A 23,300-nucleotide genomic window follows, 5' to 3' on the forward strand; every position below is an offset into this window, starting at 1 on the left:
CCCGCAGTGCCGAGGTTATTGGCGATCTGCGAGGTGGTGTAGATCGGCGCACCGAGCAGCTGGCCATTGGCCCCGATCGAGGGGAAGAGCGGATTGCCGTTGGCATCCTTCAGGCTGGCAAGGAAGTTCTTTGCGCCTGCGCGCATGATCCAGCCCGGATTGACCAGCGCCACGTTGGCATCTTCCACCCGCGAGACCACGCGGCGCAGCGCGGTCTCTGCCGCCGTTGCGTTGGCCGCGATGCCGGAGTTGAGCGCCGCCACCCAGTTGCCCGCCAGCAGCCAGTTGCGGATGCCCTTCGGGGTATTGCTGGTGCCGTCGCCGCGAATGAAGGCGAGATCTTCGCGCAGCGCCATGACCTTCACCAGATCGTCGCGCACCATCTGCGCCATGGCGAGGCCGGAGTGGCGCAGCAGCGAGTTGCCGATCGGCACAAGGCCGGTGAGCTTTTTAAAGCTCTGATCCACCTTGTCGAAGGTCGGCTCGCTGGCGGTGATCGCGGCGTTCTCAGCGGCATAGCTGGCGGTTGCTGCTGCCGTCTGCTTGGCGTGGCGGATTTGACCTGCAGGCATCGGGAAGGTGCGGGCACCGGCCTGACGCACCACCACGCGGGCGCGCAGGAGCTCGATCAGCTCACCGGCGAGCGCGCGGGGAACGGTGACGCCGCCAGCGGCTTCAGTGGCACCAGAGAGCGCCGCTGAGATGCCCGAGTGGCCCTCGCGCTCGAGGTAGCTGGCAGCCTTGTCGCGATCGCCGCGCGCCGCCGCGAGCGCATGCACCATGAAGCCAAGCGCGACGCCCTTCTCCGCCGGGTTGGTGGGCATCGCCGGGCGGCTCTCAGCGCCGAGGCCGGGGGCGGTATCGCCGACAGCGGCAGCAGCGCGGGCGCGCTCGGTGGCCTCTGCGCGCTTCACTGCCGCATCTGCCTGATTGAATGCGGCCTCTGCGGCCTCAAAGGCAGTGACGGCAGCGATGTGCTCTGCGTCCTGAGCGCCTTTGCCTGCGGCCTCGAGGGTGCCGATGGCATCCGCAGCAGTCTGCATGGTGTCAGCAGCTGCCTTACGGTCGCGGCGCAGATCGTCGAGTTTCTTGGGGTTCATGGAAGGCTCCAAAAGAAAAAGCCGCGCACCATGCGCGGCCTGAGGTGATCCTGCCGCGACCGGCAGGACTGAGGGGAAAGGTCAGCTGCGGGCGAGCGCCGCAGCGGCAGCGGCCCGGGCGCGCCATGCGGCGCTGGCGGCGGGGCGGGCTGCCCCGCCGTAGGCTTTGGCCATCCGCGCATAGAAGGCGCTCAGGCTTTCCTCAGCATCCGCGAGGCCGCGCGCGATGGCGTCTTTGCCGGTGAAGACCGCGCCACCGTCGCGCGGATCGTCGGTGACGGAAAGTTTTGCCGCGAGGTCAGCGGGGGCGATCTTCCGCCCCGCCGCCACCGCCGCATGAAACGCCGCCTCAGAGGCATCGAGCGAGCGCTGTAGCTCTGCGCGGCCCTCTTCGGTCCCGGGGTCGGGCCATTTGGCCCGGGCATGGGTCGAGGTCAGCGGATAGCGCTGCTCGCCCGACTGATCCGGACCCACCACGCTCGAGGCCTGCACCGCCACGCCGATCGAGCCGACAACGCCGCCCGGGGTGAGCGAGAGCGTGGTGGCCTGCGAGCCGATCCAATAGGCCGCCGAGGCCGCCATGGGCGAGGCGATGGCATGCACCGGCTTGATCTTCGCCGCCGCCGCGATCGCCGCCGCCGCGCCCTCGCAGCCGATCACCAGACCACCGGGGCTGTCGATCGGCAGCGCGATGGCCGCCACGTCGGCGCGCTCTGTGAGCTCCGCCAGCGACTCGATCAGGCCGAAGTAAGTGGTCCATCCCATCCAGCGCTCGAGCACGGCGCTGTTGGGCGTCAGGATCCCGCGCACCGGCAGGACGGCGAGGCCGCGCTGCACCGTGAAGCGCTCGACCGCGACCGCCGCCACCTGCCCCTCTGAGGGGCTGGCCGCTGCGGGCAGTGAAAGCGCGAGCAGATCCCGCGCGAGATCAGTGGCCACGGCGGCGGGCGCACCGGCCAGAATGGACAGGACGGTGTTACGCATCGCGGCTTTCCTTTTCGTTGCTGTCGCGGGTCATGTTCGGGGGCGGATAGATCCGATCCCCATCCGGGGCGTCGTCGTAGCCCTCTTTGCGCCGCGCCTCATTGGGCGTGAGGAAGGGGCCACCCACGGCTTTCGCCCAGGCCTCATAGCGCTCCTTTGTCGTCGGGCGCAGAAGGGTGTCGAAGTCGTGCCGGAAGAAAATCCCGGAGCGCCGCTCCTGCTCTGTGAGCAGCGAGAGCGCGTATTGATCCTCGAGCTGCTTGCCCCAGTGCAGCAGGCAGTCGGTCAGATAGTCGATCGCCGCCTGCTCTGCGTTGGCCTTCACCCCGAACTCGAGGATCTGCAGCTTTGTCGGCGGCACCCGGTAAACGCTGGCAATCTGCTCGCGATCGAAGCGGCGGGAGGCCAGCAGCTCCTGATCGGCAGCGCTGAGATCAAGCCGGTTGATCTTGTCATTCATCCCCAGAATGGGAATGCCGTTTGCATCGGGGTTGTTCAGAGCGCTGCGCACCCGGCGCTGATTGCGCAGGTAATCCTCATCGCTCTCATATTGATCCTCCATCGAGACGTAAGCCTTCACCACCGTGCCGGAGGCATTGCGCGCGGCGGCCTCCTGCCCGGCCAGCGCCACGCCGATGCTCTCTGCGGCCACCTCGAGCGGAGAGCGGCCCGACCAGCCGTCGAGCGCCATATAGCGCAGATGCACCATGGTGCGGGCCGGAGCGCGGCGCTGCACCCCGCCGCCGTCCTCGAAATCGTAAAACCGCTCCCGGCCATTGCGCAGGACCGCCACCGCATCGGGGTTGAGCGTTTCCACCAGCTCGAGCTCGCCGCCACCGTCGCGCGGCGCATAGGCGAAGGCATTGCCGCGCAGTGCGAAGGTGTAGGCCAACGCGAAGCGGGCCACGACGGAAGGCACCCCGGGGGCGCTTTCGTTATTCATCAGCCAGGCAGCCGGGTGATCGCGCAGCCGCACCTCGCGCCCGTCAGGACGCCGCTGATAGACCTTCAGCGGGATCTTGGAGAGATCCCCGGCGATGACATTGCAGCAGCTGAAGACCGTGGCATGCTTTTGCGCGGCGGTGGCCGAGACGCGCGGCAGGCTCTGCACCCGGCTTTGCCCGCCCCATCCCATCTCGCCCGGCCAGCCCGCACCGGCCAGCACATTGCCCGGGGCGGCCGCCACGGCGGCGGGAGCCTGAACCGGCGGCTCTGCCCGCACCGCAGGCGCTGCAGCGCCGGGGCTTTTGAAGATCCTGCTCAGCAGCGTCATGTTCCAATCTCCCGCGCTTTGCGCTTGCCTTCAGCGGCCTCTGCCCGACCCACGGCCATGATCGCGGCCACCGCCGGATCGATGCGCCCTTTGGATCGTGCCTTGTTCGGTTTGATGTTCTCTGCGGCGTCCTCATCGCGGTGGACGTTGCCCACGGCCCAGCCGAGCACCGGGTTGCCGTTGTGGCGCAGCCGGCTCTTTGCCACCGCTTCCTCAAAGCGCTTCATCGGCGAGGACATTGAGGCGTAGCCCTGCCCGTGCTCGATGAGCGGGAAGCGGCGTTTCAGCAGCTCCTTGGCGATATACTTCATGCCCCATCGGTCATAGGCGACCTCCTGGACGTCGAAGATTTTGCGGATCATTTCCATCCGCTCGATGATGGCCGATTCATCGACCACCCCGCCGCCATGCACTTCCAGCCAGCCCTGATCGCGCCACTGGATATACTCGCGCTTTTCCTTCTGAGCCCGCTGGATAAAGCCCTTCGGGCCGGACGGCAGGAAGGTGTAGCAGATCAGGAAGATCTGCCCCTCGTAAGGAATGGCCACAACGATCGAGGTGAGGTCGGTGGTTTTCGACAGATCAAGCCCGACCCAGGCTTTGCGCCCGTAAAGCATCGCCGGGTCAAAGGGCGTGGCCCCGAGATCCCAGACGCTGCGCTCGATCCAGGACTGCGCGCCTTCGGTCCAGAGGTTCAGGTGCAGCCGCCGGAAGTTCGGCATGCGCCCTGCGATGGCGAGCGCCTCATCGAGCTTGGCCCGGAAGTCCTCTTCCTTGAAAGCCACGCCCAGATTGGGATTGGCCATCTTCCAGACGCGCGGGTCGTTGATATCGCAGTCGTGTGGCGGCTCCGCGACATAGGCAAAAAAGCGATCATCGGTGACCGAGCCGCGCAGCACGTTCTCCGAGTGCTCGCGGATCTCGCCACAGATCGAGGCGGTGTCCGCGCCCGCCGTGGTGATCGCCCAGTCGATCGGCTGCGCGCGGGCGATCATCGAGTTGACGACGACCTCTGCGAGCTCGCGGTCGGTCCAGCGGTGAACCTCATCGCGGGCCACGAAATGCGGGTTGATGCCGTCGGCGCTGTTGCCGTCGCGCGAGAGGCATTTGATCAGCCCGCCCGTGTGGCCGGAGGTGATCTCATGTTTATTGGCGGTGTTGAGAAGTTCACTCAGCACGGGCGAGGCCTTCACCATCCGGCGCAGCTCGCCGAACAAAAGCCCCGCCTGGTCGCGGGTGGTCGCGGTGCAATAGCCCTGCGGCGCGGCCTCCCGGTCAAAGAGCGAGGTAAAGAGCATCGGCACCGCCGTGTCGGTGGTCTTGCCGTTTTTCTTGGCCACCTGATGGTAGGTCGCGCGGAACCGACGCAGCCCGTCCTCTGTCCGTTTCCAGCCAAACACACTGCCATGCCGGAAGGCCTGCCACGGCTCGAGCGCCAGAGGCTTGCCGCCCATCGGGCCGGTGGTGTGCTGAATGAGTTTGGAGAAGTTCAGGATGCGGCTGGCGGCCTTGCAGTCAAAGTAATAGCCGCGATCGCGGCCCGTCTCGAGATCCGTGAGGTGGCGCTGGCAGGCGAGCCTCACCAGCTCTCCCGCGACTTCGCGCCCCTCGATCACGTCCAGCGCATAGCGCGAGACGGGATGGTCAATCGGTTCCATCGAGCGCTCCGAGAAGGTCTTTGAAGAGGTCGCCCTGCGCGCCGCCTTTGAGGCGGGCATCATCGACCGGCGAGAGACCAAAGCGGGCGCTCAGCTGGTTCATCATGGCGATAGCCTGTTGCAGCTGCACCCATGCGGTGCGGTGCTTCTGCTGCATGCCGTTGCGGGTCTGCACCTCGTAATAGGTGCCCATGATCGCGATGTCGCTGGCGGAGCGGACCACCTGACCGGCCATGATGCAGAAGGCAGCGAAGCTGTCCTCATACTCCGGCTCGAGGCGGCCCTTGTTGATGAGGACCGGGGCCAGGCGCAGCCAGACTTCGCGATCTTCCGGCTGCAGATGATCGGGCGGATCAGGCGCGCGGCGCACCGCATCGCCCTTCATGGGCACGACGTTGTTGAGCGACGGCTTAGCACCTCGCATAGCGGTCCCTCCTTAACTCATTGAGAGTGGGCTTTTTTTCCTAAATTGGCAGAGGCATAAAGGAAGCTCCCCCCGCCGGTCCCGGTGATCGGGCCTGAATTTTCAGGCCACCCCCGGGGGTCAGGCCTGATCCGTGCCGCCGTGCCAGACTTCGCGGGCTGTCTTGCGGCTGTGGCAGGGATGGCAAAGGCTCTGCCAGTTGCTCCGCGCCCAGAAGAGGGCCGGGTCACCGCGATGCGGTTTGATGTGGTCAACATCTGTGGCCGCTGTCACCAAACCGACCGAGCCACAATCCGCACAGAGCGGATGAGCTGCGAGGTGGATCAGGCGCAGCCGCCGCCAGCGCGTGGTGCGGTAAAGCTCAGCGCCAGCACGGGCCACCGCCGTGAGCTTGGCCTGAGCCTTGCGGGCGTTGCTGGCCGTGCGGCGCTCTTCCAGATGCTCAGGGCAATGCGCCTCGCCGGGCTCCGCGATCTCATCGCAGCTGCGGGCGGCGCAAAGTTTCAGCGGGCGATCATAGCTCATCGGGTATCCCCTCATAGCAGCCGCTGAAACGACGACGCCCGCACAGTCGATCTGACCTGCGGGCGTAGCTGTGGATGATGTCGAAAGGAGTAGGCGCGAGAGAGTTAAGGTGTCAACAACTATTTTTCGGCGGATAGCCCTGCATCCGATCGAGCGCATCCGCCAGCACCTTCCTCAGCGTCTGGCGAAGCGCGCTGTCTTTCCCCCATCCATGCGCCCGAAGCACCGCCGTGATATCCTGTTCCTCCAGGCAGACCGCATCGACCAGACGCCGCACAGTGATCGGCCTGCGCCCCGCATCTGTTGCGCGCCTCACCTGTAGAGCAATGCCACTGCCGATCCGCTCATAGAGCGCGCGGATCTCATCGCGGTCACGCAGTACGGCCTCAATGAACCCACCACCGCCGCCACTTCCACCACCGCCGCGCCCCTCAAGCGAGGCACACTTCATACCCGCGCTGTCGTGCCGCTCGACCAGAGCCTGGTAATGCCGCCCCATGGCGATCTGGCCCGGGGTGAAGGGAGCCACAAAGGCAGCATCGCCCTTGTGCCGCGCCCGCGCCTGACGGCACATCACCGAGAGCTGATCTGCGCCACGCCAATAGGGCCCTGCCGGATCATCAACCCGCTGCATGATCCCGCGCGCCGGGGCCACGGGCGCGGCCTGCATCCCCTCCGGTGGCGTCGCCTGATCGAGGATCTGGCGCAGCCGATCGGCCTCAGCGCCGCGCTTCTGGTCACGCGCCTGCTCACCCTCGAGCCACGCAATGCCCGCATCGAGAAAGGCAGCCGCCTCTTCACGCATCCGACGGAGCGTGAGGCGCACCAGCTGCGAGAGCGCAGCGGCCTCGCCCTGCTCACAAAACCAGCGCTCGATGTCCTGAAACTCTGCCGCATCGCTCATGCCGCGACCTCTCCTGCTTTGCGCTCTCGCGTGATCTGACCCCGGGCCACGATCTCGCGTGCCAAGGCTTCATCCTCAATCAGACTGGTGAGCCAGCGGCGCTCTTCATCGCTGGCCTGCTCAACCCGCAAACGCTCTTCAATCATCCGGCGGCGGCGGCGATCATCCGTCGCCTGTTGCTGCACCTGCCGCAGGTCATAGGGCAGCACCGGGCGCTGGTGCTGGCGCAGGTGCCGATAGAGCTGGACAAGATAGCCTGCCACTTCCGCGCGCGGCCCCTCGACCGAGGCCAGCCAGCTGCGCACAATCGGCTTTTCAGAGAACGGGCGGCGCTCGAGCGCTTCGGCCATCTGCCGGACCAGCAGCTCACTGGGCCATTGATTGCGCTTCGGCCCACCAGCAGACGCGAGGATCTGATCGGCCAGCGCCTCGAGCGAGGGGCGCGACAGGTAGCTCAGATAATCCGCGAGCCGTTTCAGCACAGCCTCATGCTCAGCCTCTGTGAGGCCCTTGGTCCGCTGCAGCCCGCTGGCCGCCAGAGGACGCAGCACCAGCTCCCGCACAGCTTCCCTGCCTGTTGTATCATGGGTGGTGTCAGTCTCGGTGCTCACAGCAGCCTCCTGATCTTCATTGCAATGCCCGCTTGCCTGTTATCCACAGGCGTTCTGATTGCGGAGCGTAAGTCTCTTCTTTTCTTCTCTCTTCTTCTCTCTTCTGTGCAGAACAGTTCCGAACTGAAGAAGTTTTGTTCCGGAACAGAATGGAACTGTTCCGGAACTGTATTTCTACAAAACTACCGCACCGAGGCGGGACGCCCGACCCAGCCCTGAGCCACCGCATGCTGAATAGCGGCCTCGTAATGCGGCATCCGGCGGTTTCCCTTGCAGGTCTGCTTCAGCCACTCATCCATGCGACCGATCAGCCGCTCATCCTCGAGCACTTCACCCGCCAGCCCCAGAGACTTCAGGGCCTCGCGCAGGCGCTTCAGGCGCTGGTAGGTCGCCTTATCTTCCTTAGAGAGCTCATGGATCTCCCGCCGCTCGAGCGCGTCCTGCACCTGCGCCAAAACCACCGGGTGCATCAGGCGGCGCTCACCCTCAGAAAGGCAGGGCCGCCAGTTGCGCAAGGGGCCATACTCGGAGCGGCGCAGGTCAGCCATACGGCTGGTATCGACGCGCAGCATATGCGCGAGCTCAGCATCATCATCCGGCAGGGTGCCGACAGGGCTTTCAAGCTGCGAAAGATCAAACAGCGCCCGAGCCATACCCTGCACCTCCCAGCTGCACAGCTTGAAGGTCTTAGAACTGAGCCAGCGAATATGCTGCCATTTGATGAAGCTATGACCGTCCAGCCGCGTCTCGCGGGCGATCGGATATTCTTCGATCTCAGCGGTCGAGATCGCCACCAGCTTGCGAGAGTTCATGCGCCCGGCCCCTTGCTGTGCTCAGAGCCGCCACGCAGCTCCAGGATAAAACTGACCATCTCAGCGGATGGCTTGGCGCGCACATCCACGCGCCCACCGACCAGCACCTCATCCCACTCAATGAGCCGCCCACGGTGCTCAGCCTGGAAGCGTTTCAGGCGGCTCAGGCCATCCGGCAGAGCCGAGGCGAGACGCAGAAGCTCTCCGGCTGCCGCCACATAAAGGGCCATCTCTGCCCGATACGTCGCCTCTGAGCGGGGAAGATCGATGACAACATACTCACTCACAGCGACCTCCATGCCGGGAGGCCCGACGCGAACCTAATCATGATCGGCCCACCCTTCTTCAAAATCCAAGGGGGTGAGGTTGACTCGACCAGCCTTTGCAGCACCCAAAAGGGCGCGACGCGCCAACTCAGGAACCCGGCCATTCAAACCTCCCCGCTCACGCGGATAGGTCCAACGATACACATACGGCAGGCTGACCCCGGCGAGTTCTGCAGTAGCCTTATGGCCTCCGCACTTGGAAATAATCCGGGCAGCGATTGATGAGGTGATGCTGAGCGACATGGCTAAATGTTTTCCATTATGGCAAACAGCAAGTCAATCACTTGTTTTCCAAATCAGTCATACTATGTTTTTCCGATATGGAAAATAATGGGTGCATGAAGGTGGAATGGCTCAAATCCGAGATGTCCAAGCGCAACCTTACCCAAAGAGACGTGGGTGAGGCTGTTGGCTTATCTGATGCCCAAATGTCTAAGGTTCTGAATGGGCTAAGAAAGCTTAGCTCCGAGGAAGCCGACCGGATCAGACGTTTCTTGGGGTATGCGCTGCCTGATGATGAAGCGACAGAGCTGGACATACGCCTTCTCCACGCACTCTCGCAGATGACAGATGCGGAAAAGTCAGCCCTTGAAGTGTTCCTTCAGAGCTTCGCCGGTTTGAAGAAGTAAGCATAGCCTCGATCAGCCCCAGAACGGCGCGCCGCTCTCTGAGGGGAAGCTTACGAAAGCTGTCTGTGATTCGCTCGTGCATAGTGTTCTCATTCTGTTCCCGGCCATTACCCGAAGCAACTGTTTATAACCCCACCACCATCGGCACGAAGCCCGATCCGGTCAAATCAAATTTTCTATTTTCGAAAATTTATGTGTTGACCAAAAGTTTTCCATTATGGAAAGTATGCCCTGAGAATGGCCATAACGGTCGCGTCAGGGGTTTTCCAAAATCATGGCATTCCAGAAAAATTCGGCCGCTTTATCATCGGCCAAAATTGTAAAGTTTCCCTGCGCCGCAGAGGCGTCTTTTCTCGCCCGCCAGATCCTGCTGCGCTCGGACGCAACGCGCTCTGAAGTCCAACTCGCGATTGAGACCCTTCGCGCGTCAACCGATTGGCGGGACCTAGATCTGGCGCGCCATGCGAAAGAGCAACTGATCGCCACAGATCGTATCGAGGCCAGAAACGCTGCGCACAAGCAGCCAGAAGTACCCCCCTCCTTCGGTCAGCCACGGATGATCGCCCACCCTGCGTTCCCAGCCCCTCAGGCGTCCCGCGCATTGCGCAAACTCACCCTCATTGCCGCCGCCGCCGTGATTGCAGTCGGCGCGGTCATGCTCTGGACTGCCGCCACCACCAGCAGCGCCAACGCGCAACAGCAGGCCGCCATCTGGCGCAGCATGCACTGAAGAGGGGCAGCCATGGCCGCTCCCGCATTTTCCCCCGCTGCCACCACCGAAAGGAAACCCATGTCCCGCGCCTCCGAAATCCGCGGCATCGATCAGACGCTGACGCTGGCCGACAACGGTCAGTATCTACCCACGCTCCTGCAGGAAAACGATGAGCTCATCAGCGATATCGTCGATTTCTCCCAAGCATACGGGACCAAAGCCAAAGGCAAGCTGGTGATCGCGATCGAATACACCACCGATCGCTATGGTCAGATCGACATAAGCGTCGAGCACAAGATCACGAAGCCGAAAGCGCCGAAGGCAAAAGCCGTGGCCTGGACGGCAGCCGGCGGCGGGCTCTCATCCGCAAACCCCAACCAGCGCGCCATGGAAATCCGCGAGGTCTCCAATGGCCGTCGCGAGCTGCGCTCCCCCACCATCGACTGAACCACAGAGGCATAATCATGGAAGCTCTTATTCGCGACACGCTGAGCCAGCTGCAAAAGGCGACCACTGTTCAGAACCTGATCACCACTCACCCCGAGGAACACCCGACCCTTACCCAGATTGCTGTGCCGGAAGGCATGCAGCGCGTCGATCTCACCGCTGAGATTGACAAGATCGCGACAAAACTTCAGCCGTGGCGTCGCAGCGGCACTGCCAAGCTCACCAACCTCGACAGCCTGATCTACTGGGCGAACCGCAACAAAGGTGAGACCTCAGTTCTCTTTGCAGACACCGGAGATCAGCCCAAACTCACCTGCATCGCTGACTATATTGGCGAAGGTGCGCCGGTAATCGATCCGCTCAATCGCGACCCTAAGTCCAGTCATATGCTGCACCGCGCAGTATATGCCTTCCCTCTCTCCCGCGAGTGGAAGGTCTGGCAGGCAATTAGCGGCAAACCCATGACAGGCGCAGAGCTTGGCGAGTTTGTCGAGAACAATGCAAAAGACCTGCTCGAGCCGACTCCCGCGCTACTAACCTCAGATGGAAAAAACGCCGAGCAGTGGGAAAAGGATATGCTCGAGACCGCCCACCAGCTGCAGGGCCGCTTCGGACAGTATCTGACCCTGATGCAGCTCGCGCGCAACTTCCAGATCAATGAAGTCTCGAACATCTCAGCATCAATCAACCGCGATACTGGCGAGAGTTCGATCCAATTCCTGAATGAGCACAAAGAGCCTGACGGCGGTGCCGTACAGATCCCCAACCTCTTTATGATCGCCATCCCCGTCTTTGAGAACGGGGCCTATTACCGGCTGGCAGTACGGTTCCGATACCGCAAGGCAGGCTCGGGCGTGAACTTCATTTTCACGTTGCACAATGCCGATATCGCCCTTCGCAATTCGATCGACGAAGCGATCACGCGCGCCATGGAAGAGACCGATTTGCCGGTGCTCTACGGCCACCCTGAGGGCTGAGGCTTTGGTGAGCGGCCCTGAGGGGCCGCCATCCTAAGCCACACACCGCAGGAGATCCCGTTGCAGCAGCTCGATAAGATCAACCCCAACGACAGCCTTCACCTCATCCTTAACGGCGTCAAACTGCCCATGCCGCCATGGCGCATGCTCGACAACCTGAGCGATCTGCGGGCCGAAACCGCACCCCGTCAGCCGCCGATCCGTGCGCGCCGGGAAAGCGCTGGATCGCGCGCCCTTGCCCGTGTGCGCGCGGCCATTCTCGCAGAGATGGAAGCCGCCGCATGAAAAGCCTCCAGGACATTGCCACCTTCATCAGCCCCGGGGCTGAGTGGGACATCGTTGCGATGCGCAGCCAGTGCCTGTGCGATATGCTGCAGCCCGCAGACGTGACAGAGGCGCTCCAACTGCATCACGAATTGCAGACCGAGCGCGCGCGCAGCATCCGCCGCCGCGAGCAGCTCACAAAGGTCTATCGCGATCGAGATCTGCTGCGGGCGCAACTCAAAGGGCTGCTGGCCGAAAACCGCGAGCTTCGGCTCCGACAGGAGGGCCAGCAGGATGCGCGCTGATCTGATCGACCGCGCCGCGCTGATCCGGACCCTGCAGGAAAGCCGGGACGCCATCACGAGCATTGACCAGACCGGCGAGAAAAAGGCCATCGCCGACCTGATCGCGGCAGGCATCAGCGCTTCCATCCACACGGTCCAAGAGCAGCCGTCAGCGGCCAAGCGCAGCCTTCTGGATGCAGGCGCAGAGCAGCATGCCACCATTGAAACGCCCGAATGGTGGATCGGGGTGGCCGGTGCCATGCTGCTGGCGTTTGGCGCACTCGGAACGTGGTTCCTGGCATGAGCGGCCCTGATTTCGAGAGCACCGTTAAACTGATGATCCTCCTGATCTGCCTCGCTGCCTTTGTCGGCGGCTCCGCGATTGCCTCGCTGCTCTGGTGGGCTTTCTCATGACCGACCGCATCAAATCCGCTCTGCTCGATCGCATCCAAGCTCACGCGCGCAAACACGGCTCCCTGCCAGAAGGCGGCGACATGGACGCGATCTGCGAAGCCGTAGCAGCGGCCCACAGCACCAGCAGCGCCGATGTGCGCCGGGTCCATGAGCAGACCCTGACGGCCTGAGGCTGCGCATTACCCCTGCCCTTTTGCGCACCCCATCACCGGCATGGGCTGCGCTGATAATTTACTATTACAGGACATTGAGCATGAGTCTCATCGAGATCACCAACAACAAGGCTGGCGACATCACGATTAAGATCCCGCGCGGGTATCTCCGCCACATGGTCGCCTCGCACAACAACCTGCCGGAAGGCTCGCGCGTCACCCATACGAAAACGTTTTCAGATGAGGTTCTCCGCCAGCTCCGCTCGGAGGAGGAGGACGGCAGCACGCCCCTCCACCTGATGCTCGATGAAGTAATCGAGGAAGCGATCGAGCAGGGCGCAGATGGCGTGAAGCTTGGGGACGAAGAATGAGCGCCCCAATCAGCCGAGAGGCTGCCCAACAGCTTTCGCCCGTCGAAGCCCTGCGCCGACTCGCGCTGGAAACCCTTTCCGAATGTGGTGAGGGTTACTGCCTATCGCTCAGAGGCTTTCTCAGCCGCTGCGGCGCGCGCATTCATCCCGAGATCGTTCGCGGGATCATGGCCGATCTGCGGCAGGATGGTCTGGTCGCGCACTGCCGAGGCTTGATGACCGAAGATGGCGAGATGGCAGGCTCCGGTTGGGGGATCACCCCCGCAGGTCAAGCGCACCTCCGCGCCCTGCCCCGGCCCGTCGCGCCTGCGATGAAGGAAGCAGCCGTCGCCATGAAGGTGGCGTGGGATGCTGACCTCGCGCACCGCGATCTGGTGTTGGCGGCATGCTTTGCCGGGGCCGCCCATGAAGCGGCACTCACCTCACCCCTCACCGCAGACGGCGCCCCAACTGCGCTGCTGGGAGCCTTCCTCACCGCGCTCATCGACCCCATGAGCGCCGACCTCGATTACCTGCGCGCCGATCCCGCATCCGGCGAGGCCGCGCGCTCAGATGGCCCGGAGACTACCGCATGAACGACAAGGCCCTTCACCTCATCTGCGGCGCGATCATCGCCGCTGTCGCCACCCTCATCGGCGCAGATCAGGCCCTCGCAGTCATGGCCGCGCTGACCGCCGGGATCGGCAAAGAACTTTGGGACGCTGTCCGCGCCAGATCGATCTGGCGGATTGATGCCCTCGATATCATCGCCACGCTGGCAGGCGGCGTGGTTGTCGCTGCAGCGTGGGAGGTGCTGGCATGAGCGCGCGCGATAATAAAGGAGCACCGATCTCACCTGTCTGAGCCGCACCCCTCAGTGATCGTCTCCATAAGATATTCTGCCGTACTGACTGTGGCCCCAGCCTCTATGTTAAGCATGCCTATAGCGTTCAGCCTGTCAAGAAACGCTGCCCCCTCAACAACCGGCAACGTGCTCGACATAAGCGCCTCTAAATCGGCTAAGGTCTTTGAGCTATCGATGCTTTGCATGCACTCAGCCGTAAGGGCTCCCCTTAATCGATCGAACCCAATACCCAGCTTAATAGCCCTTATCACCCAACCCTGATAATTATTGAGTTCCGCACGATAAGCGGACTCCACAGCGAAGTGCTCCATTCTCAGCGTACTCTGGTAGCTCAGCGCTGCTGAAAAAGCGGCACTAAGCGCCGCAACGACACCTGCTCCCCCAAAAATAATCTCAACCAGTTTCAACTGTCTCCCCCCCCTTAAATCCGCGACACGAGCGCGAGCTATCGCTGACGCTGCAGGAAGTTGGCAGAGCAGCGCGTGTCGAGACAAGCCTGAACACACAGCGCCCGATAACGCCCGCCTATCGCCTGCCCTATAATCCCCGACAGGACCACACCACCATGAGAACCCCGCGCCGTAACGCAGTGCCAGTCACCCTGCCCGATGGTCGAAAATTTGAAAGCACCGGGGCCTGCGCCCGCGCGCTCGGTCTGGACATAACGACCGTATGCTCAGCCCGCAGGCGAGGCACCCTCGCCAATATCGGCTCAGGATCTGGCTCAAAGCGTCACCCGCTCCGCTGTGGCGATCGAGAATTTCGGACGATACGGGATGCTGCGAAGTTCGTAGGCTACAGCCCGACCGTCCTAAGCCGGTTGCGCCGCCAAGCGCTGGCAAGAGACGAGACGACCTTTGAGCTAGAAGGACTGGCTTTTGAAATCGTTCAGATCGAACAGACTGACAAAGCCCCTTGCGCATAAACTTGATATACCCCCATTATCCCCTCATGTTAATATTAACATGAGGGGGTTTTACATTGATCTTAACGGTAGGAAACACAAAGGGCGGCGTCGGAAAAACTACGCTGGCAGTCAATCTTGCGATCGAGCGCGCCCGCGCTGGCCGCGATGTGTGGCTGATTGACGGCGATCGGCAGGGAACTGCGGAGACAGCCATCAGTATTCGCTCAGAGGCAGGGATCTCGCCTGGGATCGCCTGCAGCAGCTTCCATGACGGCCCCACGCTCCGCGCCCAGGTAAAGCTGCAGGGCGGGAAGTATGACGACATCATCATCGATGCCGGAGGCCGCGATAGCACCGCTCTGCGCGCAGCCCTGACCCTCTCTGACGCGCTTATCGTTCCATTCGCGCCCCGCAGCTATGACGTATGGGCTCTCTCCGACATTGCTGAGTTAGTGGACGAGGCCCGCAGCGTCCGAGATGGATTGAGCGCATACGCCCTCCTGAACCTTGCAGAGCCGAAAGCCAGCAGCACCGATAACAGCGAGGCGGCGGCAGCTGTCGCCGACTTCCCGCAGTTTGAATATCTCAACACACCTCTGAGCCGCCGCAAGGCTTTCGCCAATGCGGCAGGGGCTGGGCAAAGCGTGATGGAGATCAAGCCTCACGATCGCAAAGCTACGGCAGAGCTACAGGCCCTCATTTCACGATTGTTTTAATATTAACTTAATATATTTATGAGATTGGAAGAGCATTAAATGCCTATCATCAAGAAGCCACAGAAGCCCGCAGAAAAAGCAGCTGCCATCGAGGCATTCATCGGCGGGGCACCAGACGCCGCCACCCAGGCACCAGCTCCGCAGCGGGTGCGCAAAGGTAAGAAACTCCAGATCACCCTGACGATCTCCGAGGACATGCTGGCCCGGGTGGACGCAAAGGCCGCGCAGATCGGCCAGAGCCGCGCGGCAGTGATTAACTTGGCGATCGCGCAGCTGCTCGAGAGCGGCATCAGCCTCGCTGCGGCAGACTGATAACCTCGCCACTGTCCTGATCATAGATCACCCCAGTGTGCGGATCTCGCATAAGCCGCCGACCGGCGGCTTCCTGCGATACAGGGGGGACAAGGCGGGCCGGGATATCCGGCAACCCATCTCCATCCTCTTCCGGCACATAGGCATCCGGCAGCTGCCGCTCATGGGGAAACATATCGGGCAGACGGCGCAAGGGCGCTTGCCGACCAAGTTGGTCCGCATCGTCCTGCTCTTCACTCGCAATCCAGATACGCCCCGTGACAAGGCTTGTGCGCTTATCACCCCGCCCACCAGTCCATGCCACACGGTCATTCACGATGTAGGCAGAGACAGTGCCACGGTTACCCACCCGGCGGATCTCGAGCCAATTGCCAGCCTCGAGCAGCTTGAGCGCATCACGCAGCCGCCTGGGCGAGCACCCTATCAACTTCGCGAGCTGCTCCTGCGAGATCAGAAACGCATTGAGATCACCCACGCTGGCGGTAATAACGTGCATAGCCCGCGCCGCGACAGGTGACTTTGCAATCAGCTCCGCCCATAGCCGATGCGTTTCCCTGTCTGTCTGAACCCAGCTCCCATGAGGGCGCTTGATCGGCAGGCCTGACGGATGCTCTTCGCTCATAAGGTTCCTCACGTCCCAATTCCGGAAACACATTGCCCCATAGGCAGGCAACCCGCAACCCATTTTGGGAAACGTGTTTCCCAAATCAGGACGATCCGGAAATCTATGTCCGCTTCACCGGCAACCCATTTCCCAAAATAGGACGTGCTCGGACGCAGATTTCCTCTAAGAGGACACCCACGTCCTGAAAGTGCCACATAAGTTATTGATTTCTAACGATCTGATAATTCTTCTTCTTATGATCTCTAAAAACACAGCCGAAGGCAGCCCGCCAGCGCGCAGCCATTTCACAGCAAGCGCGCTGGCGGGTTGAATTCGGCATTCGGCAACTCACCTATTGAGCACCTACCCTGACGCACTCTCTAACCTGTCCCCGAGGGTCAGGCAGGGAGACTAACAACCTGTGCACATGTCAAACCCTTCACTATTCAGACCTTTACCCGATCCGGTTCTGCTCATCTGCCGAAAGTGCGGGAGACATGGCCGATACAGCTTGCAGCGCTATACCGAAATCACTGAGGGCAAAGATCCACACACGGCCCTAATCACATTTGCTCAGAAAATGGGGTGTGAGAGCGCAGCCCTTGAATACCCAAGCTGGGAGCAACGCTGCGGGATCGTTTATGACATGAGCTCAGAAACGCAAAAACCCGCCCCCACCCGTGAGGGCAGGGACGGGCAATAAAACCACGATCAGCCGCGCGGCAGACCCATGAGCAGATCGTATCGGAAGCCCGACCAGCTACGCCCATAGGCGACGACCAGCGGAGCAGTGCTGCCGACCAGCGCTTTCAGCCGATCGACTTCCTCCGGATAGTCAGTCACCAGCCGGACCTGATAGGTAACGCCCTCCCGATCGAGCAGGGCTTTCGTCCGGGCGCACTGGACGCAATTCCCAGGCGGCACATAGAGGATCACATTGCTCATCCACACACCCCCGCAAAGACCAGCTGGAATCGCGCCCCCTCCTCGAGCGTCTGCGCCGTATCCTGCCGCGAGTAGCTGGGCAGATCCGCCCGGAGCTCCCGACAGATCGAGCGCTCAGTCTCGGAGCCGCCCTGCATCGCGCAGGACGCTGACAGCATCACGGCCCCCAGCATCAAGCCGCGCCCGATCGGCGGCCTCTTCAATTTGGCGCGCGCGCGCATGGTCCTCTTCCTTCTGCTTTTGAGTGGTGTCCGAGATGCCCGAGCTTCGCCCCGCGCGGTGAATGCCCATTGCCGCCGCCAGAACGGCCCCCAGAGCCGCGAGCCACGGCCAGACAGGTGAGAGTAGCGCCCGCATCACTTCGCCCGTGGGTCGAGCGTATAGGGCCGCGCAGAGCCCGCGCGCTGCTGCGCAATGATCAGGGCGAAGAGCGGCGACATCCGCAGCATCCATTCTTCGATCACCACCACGTCGAGGCCGAGCATCCAGCCCGCGAGCGTGGCGACCGGCGGCACCAGCTGAGGATCTGAAAAAACGGCCGCCGCGAGCCATGTGACGACATCGAGAACAATGAGCAGGGCAGGGAGGATGCCGAGCCAGAAGCTGCGGGTCCGCCCGATAAAGATCGGTCGCATGGTCAGACCTCCTTTGCCACCAAGGCGCGCACAGCGGCATCCTTGGCTTCGAGCAGCTTGCGCAGGGCAACGGTGCGTTCTGGGTTACGGGGCAGGGTATCGACGATCTGCTGCGCGATATCCCCGAAGGGCTTGCTCACCGCCTGCAGGTGCGGGGGCAGATGGGCATAAGCGAAGAATTGGAGGATATGCTCCATGGGTCAGGTATCCATTTCCGGGATGAGGGCCGCCCATGTCAGGGGGCCGATGATGGCGTCAGGGGTGAGACCGGCGGAGCGCTGGAAGGCGCGCACTGCGGCCTCTGTGCGGGCTCCGAAAACCCCGTCAGGCAGGCCGGGGTCATAACCCTGCGCGGTGAGGTGGATCTGCGCCTCTGTGACCGCCTTGCCGCGCGCGCCACGGCGCAGGGCAGGGTAGGCCGGGGCAGGGGTCAGATCGTATTCATAGGCCAGCGCGAGATCCGCGATCGCAGCTGCCTTGTCGGTGCCGTTGATGATACGCCGCGCGCCCAGGTAATCGGTGCGGCCCGGGCGGATATAATCGGCCAGCTTCTTCCCGGTGAACCAGCCCTCTTTCGAGCCGAGCACGAGGACTTGCGCCGCGATCACCGGATCAAGCGCGAGATCCGGATCGGCGATCAGATCCACTTTGAGCGCCGCGCTGGCGCGCAGATAGTTGCGCTCCCAGGTGAGCTGAGAAAACCCGCGCCCATACCATGGGTAGTAGCGCAGGCTGCGCCGGAAGCTCTCCGCGCGGGGGCCGAGGTAATAGCCCTCTTTCACCGGCAGCATGGTGGCATTGGTTTCCCAATGCGCGGTCGCCAGCACATAGGCGGTCTGCGGGATCGTGAGGCCATGAGCCTCACAGATCTCCCGGATCAGCCGGGTGTGGCCGAGATTGTGATTGAGCATGTGTGCCCCAATGAAAAAGCCCCGCGCGAGGCGGGGCGGGTCAGGTCTGAGGACGGCGGATTATTTGCTCCGGTCCATGCGCTCATAAAGCCGATCGAGGGTAATCTTGATCGCGCTGAGGCTTTCCTTGATCGCGGCGAGAGTGATGGCCTGATCCTGTGCGCGGCGATTGATTTCCGCCTGCTCGCGCCGGAGTTCACTGATCACCTCTGCATGGCCCCTCACCATGCTTTCGAGACGCTTCAGCCATGCGACGAAGGCCACCAGGGCGATGAACTGCGGCCAGTAGGTTTTGACGAGATCTTCCAAGGGCGGCTCCTGCGCACCAGCGGGCTGAAAAGGGAAAGGCCCGCGCGGCGGCGGGCCTCCTGTTATGCTGCAGGCTCCGGTTCGATCGGAGCCAGCGGCTCACCCAGCCCGAGCAGCGCCCGTGCCGCCGGGGGATCAAGCCCGACCACCGCGAGGATCTTGCCGGGCGGGATCTCCGGGGGCGGATCATCGGCGGCAGGCGGCTCGATCAGAACCACCTCCGCCTGCGCTTCTGCGGCAGCCACCATATCCGCGCCCCATTCCGGCTCGCTGAGCGGCTGGAAGGCATCGGAGACAAAGGCAGGGGCCACCAGCCCGGAGGCCACGGCATAGCCGCCGACCACCGGGGCCAGGGAGAAGGTTTCCCCGTCCGCTTCACTGTAGCCAATGACGCGGGCGAGGTGATTGGCCGCGCTGATGAGCGCGACCGGAACGGCAATCGTGACCGGGATCATGCTGCGTACTCCTGACGCCAGTAGCGTTCCAGTTCTGCTTTTTCAGCAGGCGTATAAGCCCCGGGGCGGATATGCTGGTCGGCCATCCGCTCGAGCCTCAGTAAATCGGTGCCGGTTACACCGTCGCTCGTCACGCTCGCATAGCTGACAGCGCCGAGCGGCGTGACCGAGGCGATCTCATAAGTACCGGCTGGCAGGGTCACCGGGAGGCTGTCTCCACCGTCATTATAGAGATGCCAGACGTCAGGGACGCCCGGTTCCGTGATATCATTGGCATCCATCACGACCTGCTGAGGGGTGCCCTCGCCGATTTCCACCTGGGGGAGCCTCATGAAGATGTGGGATACCCCATCGCCCTGGTAGGTGGCGGTGGCGGCGACCTCCCGCATGGCAACCCGCAGTCGGACCACCTCCGGAAAGGTGGTCTCGCCCCAGCACGTCACCCGGTACCAGCCGTCCCCGAGCGGAATGATCTCCCCGTTACCTGCTGCCGTCGAGGTAATGATGCCGGTCTCAAGGTTTACCACGACCGACGCGACCGACAGAAACGGGCTCATCGAGCGGAACATGAAGACCTGGGCAAACTTCCGGGTGCCCATTTTAAGATCGACCGTCGCTGTGATCCTCGTGCCCTCCGGTGGTGCAGCGATGGCGGCGGTGCTGAAGTTATGCTCGTTGAGCGTGGTATTCTCGACCATGCGGAAGATGTTATTACCCTCATCCACCCGCGAGACAAAAGCACTGGACCAGTCGCGGAAGGTGGTGTTGGGCAGAAGGTTGCGCCGCCCGCCCTTGGGATGGCGGGCCAGAGTGGGCCTGCTGAGCGCGGTGGCCTGCGCGGCTATCCGCCCCATGACCCGCCGGATCGAAACCCGCGAGATCACACAGGAAGCTTCCGCATTGCTTCGGGCAATGGTGAAGCGATCGGCTCCTCCGGCCTGTACGGTCATCAGACAGCTGAACCGCCCTGAGGCGGGAAGGCCTGCGGTGTTGCTGCGCACAGCGGAGCTGCTGCGAAAGGCCACCAGAACGGTGCCGACCGCTGAGACGACATCAATTTCGACCCAATAGGACGCCCCCGGCTCCAGGGTCATCATCTGCGAAAGCGGGTCATAGACCGAGGTCAGCGCCATGGAGGCAAGACCCGTTGTGAGGGTCCAGGCTGCACCCGGCAGCCAGTCTGCCCCGCCGCTTTGAAACTGCGGATCCTTTACCAGCTCGGAAGAAAACAACGGCCCGTTGGCATCGAGCAAAAACCCCACGGGATGGCCTGCGAGATAAGCCGGGCTGCCCCCGGTGGCGTCCTGATACAGCCTCACTGGCGTGCCTCCTTAAGATTGATCCAAAAACCTGCGCCTGCGCTCTGGAACAGTGCGGGCGAGAACGGCGGCGGCGCAAAGCCGCCCGCCAGGAATGCGGTGGGCAAGGCCCGGGGCGACCAGCTGCTGCGCAGCACAACGCCCGGAAGCCCGAGGTTGAGCCCGAACATCAGATCCAGCCCGTCAGGCTGGTAGCAGTGGTGCCGGTGGCGCGGATGCGGCGGGCGCAGAGCGGATAGGTGCCCGGGGGGAGCTGGCCGGTGGTATAGGTCTGACCATCGCGCGAGCTGATGAAGCTTAAGCTGCCGCCGTTGCCGCCGATGGTGATGGCGCGCACCGCCTGGGCGAGATCCGTGCTGTCTGAGGGCGTAACAGCCAGCGCGCCGATCGCGGGGCCTGAAGCGCTGATCGCGTGGGATTTAAAGGGATCGCTCATGTGAGTCTCACAGCAAAAAGCCCGCGCAAAGGCGGGCCGGGTGATGAGGAAGGAAGAAGGGCTCAGAGCCGGGCGGACCGGATGTCGGCCCAGAAGCCAGCCGCCCCGTTGCTCAGAATCTGCCGGGGCGAGAACGGGGGGGGCGTAAAGCCCCCTGACCGGAAGGCGGTCGGCAGGCTTTGCGGCGTCCAGAGCCAGAGCGGCTCTGCGCCACGGAAGACGGCGGAGATCAGATGCGGGCCCGCAGCAAAGGATGTCATGCCAACTCCCGCATAAAATAGAGGACATCGGGATCAGGCGGGCTCAGCGCCTCATATTGCGCCCGCGTCAAGAGGACCACTTTCTGCACTCCGCCCTGCTGGCCAAAATTGTTGAGCATGATGGTGTCAAAGTGCGCGCCCGTAGGCACGATCGAGGGCACCACCGTGAGCATGCCCTTCGCGCAAAGAAACCGCGCTGAAGCCGCGCCCGACCAGATGTTGTAAAAGTAGGTCGATCCCTCACCGAGCGCCTGCATGGCGGCAGGCTCGAGGTCCATTATTCCGGCCATAGCAGGGATTTCGACCAGCGGCGCACCGCCCTCAGTCTGGCTCAGCGTGAAAGAATACGGGGCCAATGCCTCGCCACCCATGAGGATGCGCAAAGGCTCATCGCGGATCAATGCGATGGCAGCCACCGAGGGCCGCGCCAGCCCCGGCGTGATTGTGATCTGACGCATCAGATATGTCCTTTGTTTGGGGTATCAGCCTGCGGCCCGGGGCCGCGCTCAGATGGCGTCAAAGTTGATATCGGCGACAAAGCCCTTCATGCGCAGGCCGGGATAGCGCCAGTGCCCGCCGTTCGGGTAGAAGTTGCTGCCGAGGATCATGCCGCGCACGAAGACACCCGAGCCATCGCGGATCGCCCCGGGGGCCACAGCCAGCTCATTGGTCCCATAGGCGCAGAGCTGCTCTTCGTGACAGACCCAAGGGAAAGGGCTGCCGGGGGAGCCGGTCGCCAGCGGGCGGATATCTGCAATGACTTTGAGGTTATCTGCCCAGACCACAGAGCCATCCGCGCGGCGCACCTCAGCGCCATAGCCGCTATGGCGCGGTGCATAGTTGTTCGCCCAGGATGCGAGGACATACCGAAGTGAAGATGCCGTGCTGAAGAAACGAAGAAGATTGCCATTGCGGAACCAGAATGCTCGGTGACCATAGGGCACCTCAACGATGATACGATCCGTCAGGAGCATCCCTGAGGGGGTGAACCCATCGTTGCGATACCAGGTCCCAGCCATCGTTGCCCAGCTGCTCCCGTTCGGATCATCTGAGGTGGTAAACATATGGGTGGTGCCGGTGGTCCACGTCCCGAGTCCGATGGTGCCCTTGCTCTTCACAACCAGCATCGGATCTTCCGTGGTCATAACGGTCTCGCCGCTCTGGTTCATCACCCGGATGCCGTAGCTCATCAGGTGTACTCCATAAAAACCACATCCATGGTGTTGACGTGCGGGTTCCCGTTGGGGGGCCACCAGGAGAAGGTCTTAGAACCCTCATCCCATGCGACCTGCGGCAGGCGGCGGCCTGACTCGGTGCGGATCACAAAGAACATGCCCCTGCCGATCGAGAACTGCGGCAGGTGGCGGCTGCCGGAGGTGGCCCCGGTGGTGATATAGGCGACCGCCCGCATGCTGCGCATTGCCGTGATATCGCGCAGCCCTGTCGAAGTGCCGATCTGCATTCCGAACATGCGCCAGCCCTCAATCTTCGCCCGCAGCCACCTGAAGGGTGAGAGCAGGAGCGTCCAGAACCGCCGCAAAGCAGTCCTCGCAGAAACATAAAGCGACATGGGTTTGCCTCGAGAGAGTGACATCGATCCAGAGCTGGCCCGTGCCCCAGCCTTTCGGGGCACGGCCATCGGCGGAGGCGGTTACGCTGAGCGTGCCGCAGCGATCGCAGGTGCAAAGCGTCTGCGCGTGTTCCGTATCAGTTTTGATTGCCATGGCGTTCTCAGCCCAGATTTCCGATGCGGACCCGCACCGTGTTGCCCGCGTCAAAG

41 protein-coding genes are annotated in these 23,300 nt (G+C 62.8%); 13 read left to right on the forward strand and 28 right to left on the reverse strand.

Annotation, left to right across the window (positions count from 1 at the left end):
* From EG244_RS17545 to EG244_RS17595, 11 genes are all read right to left on the reverse strand, one after another.
* Positions 1–1,100 (reverse strand): phage major capsid protein (locus EG244_RS17545; protein WP_124966475.1); only part of this gene is annotated, 1,100 nt, incomplete at its 3' end.
* A gap of 81 nt (positions 1,101–1,181) precedes the next feature.
* On the reverse strand, positions 1,182–2,084 hold the full coding sequence (locus EG244_RS17550; protein ID WP_124966476.1) for a S49 family peptidase: 903 nt from the start codon (positions 2,082–2,084) through the stop codon (positions 1,182–1,184).
* Entirely contained in the window at positions 2,077–3,357 is a 1,281-nt protein-coding gene (locus tag EG244_RS17555; RefSeq protein WP_124966477.1) for a phage portal protein, read from the reverse strand. Before EG244_RS17555 ends, EG244_RS17550 begins: the two co-directional genes overlap by 8 nt.
* Positions 3,354–5,015, reverse strand: coding sequence for a terminase large subunit (locus tag EG244_RS17560; RefSeq protein WP_124966478.1), 1,662 nt, complete (start codon positions 5,013–5,015; stop codon positions 3,354–3,356). Before EG244_RS17560 ends, EG244_RS17555 begins: the two co-directional genes overlap by 4 nt.
* Complete coding sequence (locus EG244_RS17565; RefSeq protein ID WP_124966479.1) at positions 5,002–5,439, reverse strand: P27 family phage terminase small subunit; 438 nt, start codon at positions 5,437–5,439, stop codon at positions 5,002–5,004. The genes EG244_RS17560 and EG244_RS17565 overlap by 14 nt, the downstream gene beginning before the upstream one ends.
* A gap of 120 nt (positions 5,440–5,559) precedes the next feature.
* On the reverse strand, positions 5,560–5,964 hold the full coding sequence (locus tag EG244_RS17570; protein WP_124966480.1) for an HNH endonuclease: 405 nt from the start codon (positions 5,962–5,964) through the stop codon (positions 5,560–5,562).
* A gap of 112 nt (positions 5,965–6,076) precedes the next feature.
* A complete protein-coding gene (locus EG244_RS17575; RefSeq protein WP_124966481.1) occupies positions 6,077–6,868 on the reverse strand; it encodes a hypothetical protein in 792 nt (263 codons plus the stop codon).
* Positions 6,865–7,479 (reverse strand): hypothetical protein, encoded by a 615-nt coding sequence (locus EG244_RS17580; protein ID WP_124966482.1) that lies wholly within the window; start codon positions 7,477–7,479, stop codon positions 6,865–6,867. Before EG244_RS17580 ends, EG244_RS17575 begins: the two co-directional genes overlap by 4 nt.
* Before the next feature lie 182 nt (positions 7,480–7,661).
* Entirely contained in the window at positions 7,662–8,291 is a 630-nt protein-coding gene (locus EG244_RS17585; RefSeq protein ID WP_124966483.1) for a hypothetical protein, read from the reverse strand.
* On the reverse strand, positions 8,288–8,578 hold the full coding sequence (locus tag EG244_RS17590) for a hypothetical protein (protein WP_124966484.1): 291 nt from the start codon (positions 8,576–8,578) through the stop codon (positions 8,288–8,290). Before EG244_RS17590 ends, EG244_RS17585 begins: the two co-directional genes overlap by 4 nt.
* Positions 8,579–8,611: 33 nt before the next feature.
* Positions 8,612–8,860, reverse strand: a complete 249-nt coding sequence (locus tag EG244_RS17595; RefSeq protein ID WP_124966485.1) for a helix-turn-helix domain-containing protein — start codon at positions 8,858–8,860, stop codon at positions 8,612–8,614.
* A 95-nt stretch (positions 8,861–8,955) separates the two neighbouring features.
* On the opposite strand from EG244_RS17595, the gene EG244_RS17600 reads away from it, so the two are divergent.
* The 11 genes from EG244_RS17600 to EG244_RS17645 all read left to right on the forward strand — a co-directional run bounded on the left by EG244_RS17600 (position 8,956) and on the right by EG244_RS17645 (position 13,669).
* Entirely contained in the window at positions 8,956–9,246 is a 291-nt protein-coding gene (locus EG244_RS17600) for a helix-turn-helix domain-containing protein (protein ID WP_158617353.1), read from the forward strand.
* A gap of 274 nt (positions 9,247–9,520) precedes the next feature.
* On the forward strand, positions 9,521–9,976 hold the full coding sequence (locus EG244_RS17605; RefSeq protein WP_124966487.1) for a hypothetical protein: 456 nt from the start codon (positions 9,521–9,523) through the stop codon (positions 9,974–9,976).
* Between the two features lie 12 nt (positions 9,977–9,988).
* Entirely contained in the window at positions 9,989–10,405 is a 417-nt protein-coding gene (locus EG244_RS17610; RefSeq protein ID WP_124966488.1) for a hypothetical protein, read from the forward strand.
* A 17-nt stretch (positions 10,406–10,422) separates the two neighbouring features.
* The gene (locus tag EG244_RS17615) at positions 10,423–11,382 is read left to right on the forward strand and encodes a DUF2303 family protein (protein WP_124966489.1); all 960 of its coding nucleotides are present in this window, start codon (positions 10,423–10,425) and stop codon (positions 11,380–11,382) included.
* A gap of 60 nt (positions 11,383–11,442) precedes the next feature.
* A complete protein-coding gene (locus EG244_RS17620; protein WP_124966490.1) occupies positions 11,443–11,667 on the forward strand; it encodes a hypothetical protein in 225 nt (74 codons plus the stop codon).
* Positions 11,664–11,951 (forward strand): hypothetical protein, encoded by a 288-nt coding sequence (locus EG244_RS17625; RefSeq protein ID WP_124966491.1) that lies wholly within the window; start codon positions 11,664–11,666, stop codon positions 11,949–11,951. Before EG244_RS17620 ends, EG244_RS17625 begins: the two co-directional genes overlap by 4 nt.
* On the forward strand, positions 11,941–12,234 hold the full coding sequence (locus EG244_RS17630) for a hypothetical protein (RefSeq protein ID WP_124966492.1): 294 nt from the start codon (positions 11,941–11,943) through the stop codon (positions 12,232–12,234). Before EG244_RS17625 ends, EG244_RS17630 begins: the two co-directional genes overlap by 11 nt.
* A gap of 106 nt (positions 12,235–12,340) precedes the next feature.
* Positions 12,341–12,514, forward strand: a complete 174-nt coding sequence (locus EG244_RS20520; RefSeq protein WP_158617354.1) for a hypothetical protein — start codon at positions 12,341–12,343, stop codon at positions 12,512–12,514.
* Positions 12,515–12,597: 83 nt separating this feature from the next.
* Positions 12,598–12,867: a hypothetical protein gene (locus tag EG244_RS17635; RefSeq protein WP_124966493.1), complete on the forward strand. Its 270-nt coding sequence runs from the start codon at positions 12,598–12,600 to the stop codon at positions 12,865–12,867.
* A complete protein-coding gene (locus EG244_RS17640) occupies positions 12,864–13,442 on the forward strand; it encodes a hypothetical protein (RefSeq protein WP_124966494.1) in 579 nt (192 codons plus the stop codon). Before EG244_RS17635 ends, EG244_RS17640 begins: the two co-directional genes overlap by 4 nt.
* A complete protein-coding gene (locus EG244_RS17645) occupies positions 13,439–13,669 on the forward strand; it encodes a hypothetical protein (RefSeq protein WP_124966495.1) in 231 nt (76 codons plus the stop codon). Before EG244_RS17640 ends, EG244_RS17645 begins: the two co-directional genes overlap by 4 nt.
* Positions 13,670–13,698: 29 nt before the next feature.
* Here EG244_RS17645 and EG244_RS17650 read toward each other — a convergent pair whose 3' ends face one another.
* The gene (locus tag EG244_RS17650) at positions 13,699–14,118 is read right to left on the reverse strand and encodes a hypothetical protein (protein ID WP_124966496.1); all 420 of its coding nucleotides are present in this window, start codon (positions 14,116–14,118) and stop codon (positions 13,699–13,701) included.
* 574 nt (positions 14,119–14,692) lie between these two features.
* Here EG244_RS17650 and EG244_RS17655 point away from each other — a divergent pair.
* Together EG244_RS17655 and EG244_RS17660 are read left to right on the forward strand one after the other, a co-directional pair.
* Positions 14,693–15,334 carry an AAA family ATPase gene (locus EG244_RS17655; protein ID WP_124966497.1) on the forward strand — a complete coding sequence of 214 codons (642 nt, stop codon included), beginning with the start codon at positions 14,693–14,695 and terminating at the stop codon, positions 15,332–15,334.
* 39 nt (positions 15,335–15,373) lie between these two features.
* Positions 15,374–15,646, forward strand: coding sequence for a ribbon-helix-helix domain-containing protein (locus tag EG244_RS17660; protein ID WP_124966498.1), 273 nt, complete (start codon positions 15,374–15,376; stop codon positions 15,644–15,646).
* Here the strand turns inward: EG244_RS17660 and EG244_RS17665 are convergent.
* The 16 genes from EG244_RS17665 to EG244_RS17735 all read right to left on the reverse strand — a co-directional run bounded on the left by EG244_RS17665 (position 15,624) and on the right by EG244_RS17735 (position 23,244).
* Positions 15,624–16,268, reverse strand: coding sequence for a helix-turn-helix domain-containing protein (locus EG244_RS17665; RefSeq protein WP_199738021.1), 645 nt, complete (start codon positions 16,266–16,268; stop codon positions 15,624–15,626). The two genes, EG244_RS17660 and EG244_RS17665, sit on opposite strands and share 23 nt — an antisense overlap.
* Before the next feature lie 693 nt (positions 16,269–16,961).
* Complete coding sequence (locus EG244_RS17670) at positions 16,962–17,195, reverse strand: glutaredoxin family protein (protein ID WP_124966499.1); 234 nt, start codon at positions 17,193–17,195, stop codon at positions 16,962–16,964.
* Positions 17,192–17,416, reverse strand: coding sequence for a hypothetical protein (locus EG244_RS17675; protein ID WP_124966500.1), 225 nt, complete (start codon positions 17,414–17,416; stop codon positions 17,192–17,194). The genes EG244_RS17670 and EG244_RS17675 overlap by 4 nt, the downstream gene beginning before the upstream one ends.
* A 135-nt stretch (positions 17,417–17,551) precedes the next feature.
* Positions 17,552–17,830: a hypothetical protein gene (locus EG244_RS17680; protein WP_124966501.1), complete on the reverse strand. Its 279-nt coding sequence runs from the start codon at positions 17,828–17,830 to the stop codon at positions 17,552–17,554.
* 2 nt (positions 17,831–17,832) lie between these two features.
* The gene (locus EG244_RS17685) at positions 17,833–18,027 is read right to left on the reverse strand and encodes a hypothetical protein (protein ID WP_124966502.1); all 195 of its coding nucleotides are present in this window, start codon (positions 18,025–18,027) and stop codon (positions 17,833–17,835) included.
* A 3-nt stretch (positions 18,028–18,030) separates the two neighbouring features.
* Positions 18,031–18,741, reverse strand: a complete 711-nt coding sequence (locus EG244_RS21095) for a peptidoglycan-binding domain-containing protein (protein ID WP_124966503.1) — start codon at positions 18,739–18,741, stop codon at positions 18,031–18,033.
* A 60-nt stretch (positions 18,742–18,801) separates the two neighbouring features.
* Positions 18,802–19,050, reverse strand: coding sequence for a hypothetical protein (locus EG244_RS17695; protein WP_124966504.1), 249 nt, complete (start codon positions 19,048–19,050; stop codon positions 18,802–18,804).
* Positions 19,051–19,112: 62 nt separating this feature from the next.
* Positions 19,113–19,505 carry a hypothetical protein gene (locus EG244_RS17700; protein ID WP_124966505.1) on the reverse strand — a complete coding sequence of 131 codons (393 nt, stop codon included), beginning with the start codon at positions 19,503–19,505 and terminating at the stop codon, positions 19,113–19,115.
* Positions 19,502–20,824 carry a phage head spike fiber domain-containing protein gene (locus EG244_RS17705; RefSeq protein WP_124966506.1) on the reverse strand — a complete coding sequence of 441 codons (1,323 nt, stop codon included), beginning with the start codon at positions 20,822–20,824 and terminating at the stop codon, positions 19,502–19,504. Before EG244_RS17705 ends, EG244_RS17700 begins: the two co-directional genes overlap by 4 nt.
* The gene (locus tag EG244_RS20525; protein WP_158617355.1) at positions 20,821–20,994 is read right to left on the reverse strand and encodes a hypothetical protein; all 174 of its coding nucleotides are present in this window, start codon (positions 20,992–20,994) and stop codon (positions 20,821–20,823) included. The genes EG244_RS17705 and EG244_RS20525 overlap by 4 nt, the downstream gene beginning before the upstream one ends.
* A complete protein-coding gene (locus tag EG244_RS17710) occupies positions 20,994–21,260 on the reverse strand; it encodes a spike base protein, RCAP_Rcc01079 family (RefSeq protein ID WP_124966507.1) in 267 nt (88 codons plus the stop codon). Before EG244_RS17710 ends, EG244_RS20525 begins: the two co-directional genes overlap by 1 nt.
* A 62-nt stretch (positions 21,261–21,322) precedes the next feature.
* Positions 21,323–21,520 carry a hypothetical protein gene (locus EG244_RS17715; RefSeq protein ID WP_124966508.1) on the reverse strand — a complete coding sequence of 66 codons (198 nt, stop codon included), beginning with the start codon at positions 21,518–21,520 and terminating at the stop codon, positions 21,323–21,325.
* Complete coding sequence (locus tag EG244_RS17720; protein ID WP_124966509.1) at positions 21,517–21,978, reverse strand: phage upper tail fiber protein; 462 nt, start codon at positions 21,976–21,978, stop codon at positions 21,517–21,519. Before EG244_RS17720 ends, EG244_RS17715 begins: the two co-directional genes overlap by 4 nt.
* 48 nt (positions 21,979–22,026) lie before the next feature.
* Entirely contained in the window at positions 22,027–22,710 is a 684-nt protein-coding gene (locus EG244_RS17725; protein ID WP_124966510.1) for a hypothetical protein, read from the reverse strand.
* Positions 22,710–22,991 carry a hypothetical protein gene (locus EG244_RS17730; protein ID WP_124966511.1) on the reverse strand — a complete coding sequence of 94 codons (282 nt, stop codon included), beginning with the start codon at positions 22,989–22,991 and terminating at the stop codon, positions 22,710–22,712. Before EG244_RS17730 ends, EG244_RS17725 begins: the two co-directional genes overlap by 1 nt.
* 10 nt (positions 22,992–23,001) lie before the next feature.
* A complete protein-coding gene (locus EG244_RS17735) occupies positions 23,002–23,244 on the reverse strand; it encodes a hypothetical protein (RefSeq protein ID WP_124966512.1) in 243 nt (80 codons plus the stop codon).
* Positions 23,245–23,300 lie beyond the last annotated feature (56 nt).

It is taken from the genome of Falsigemmobacter faecalis, from assembly GCF_003863335.1.
In the GTDB taxonomy this organism is placed as follows: Bacteria; Pseudomonadota; Alphaproteobacteria; order Rhodobacterales; family Rhodobacteraceae; genus Wagnerdoeblera; species Wagnerdoeblera faecalis.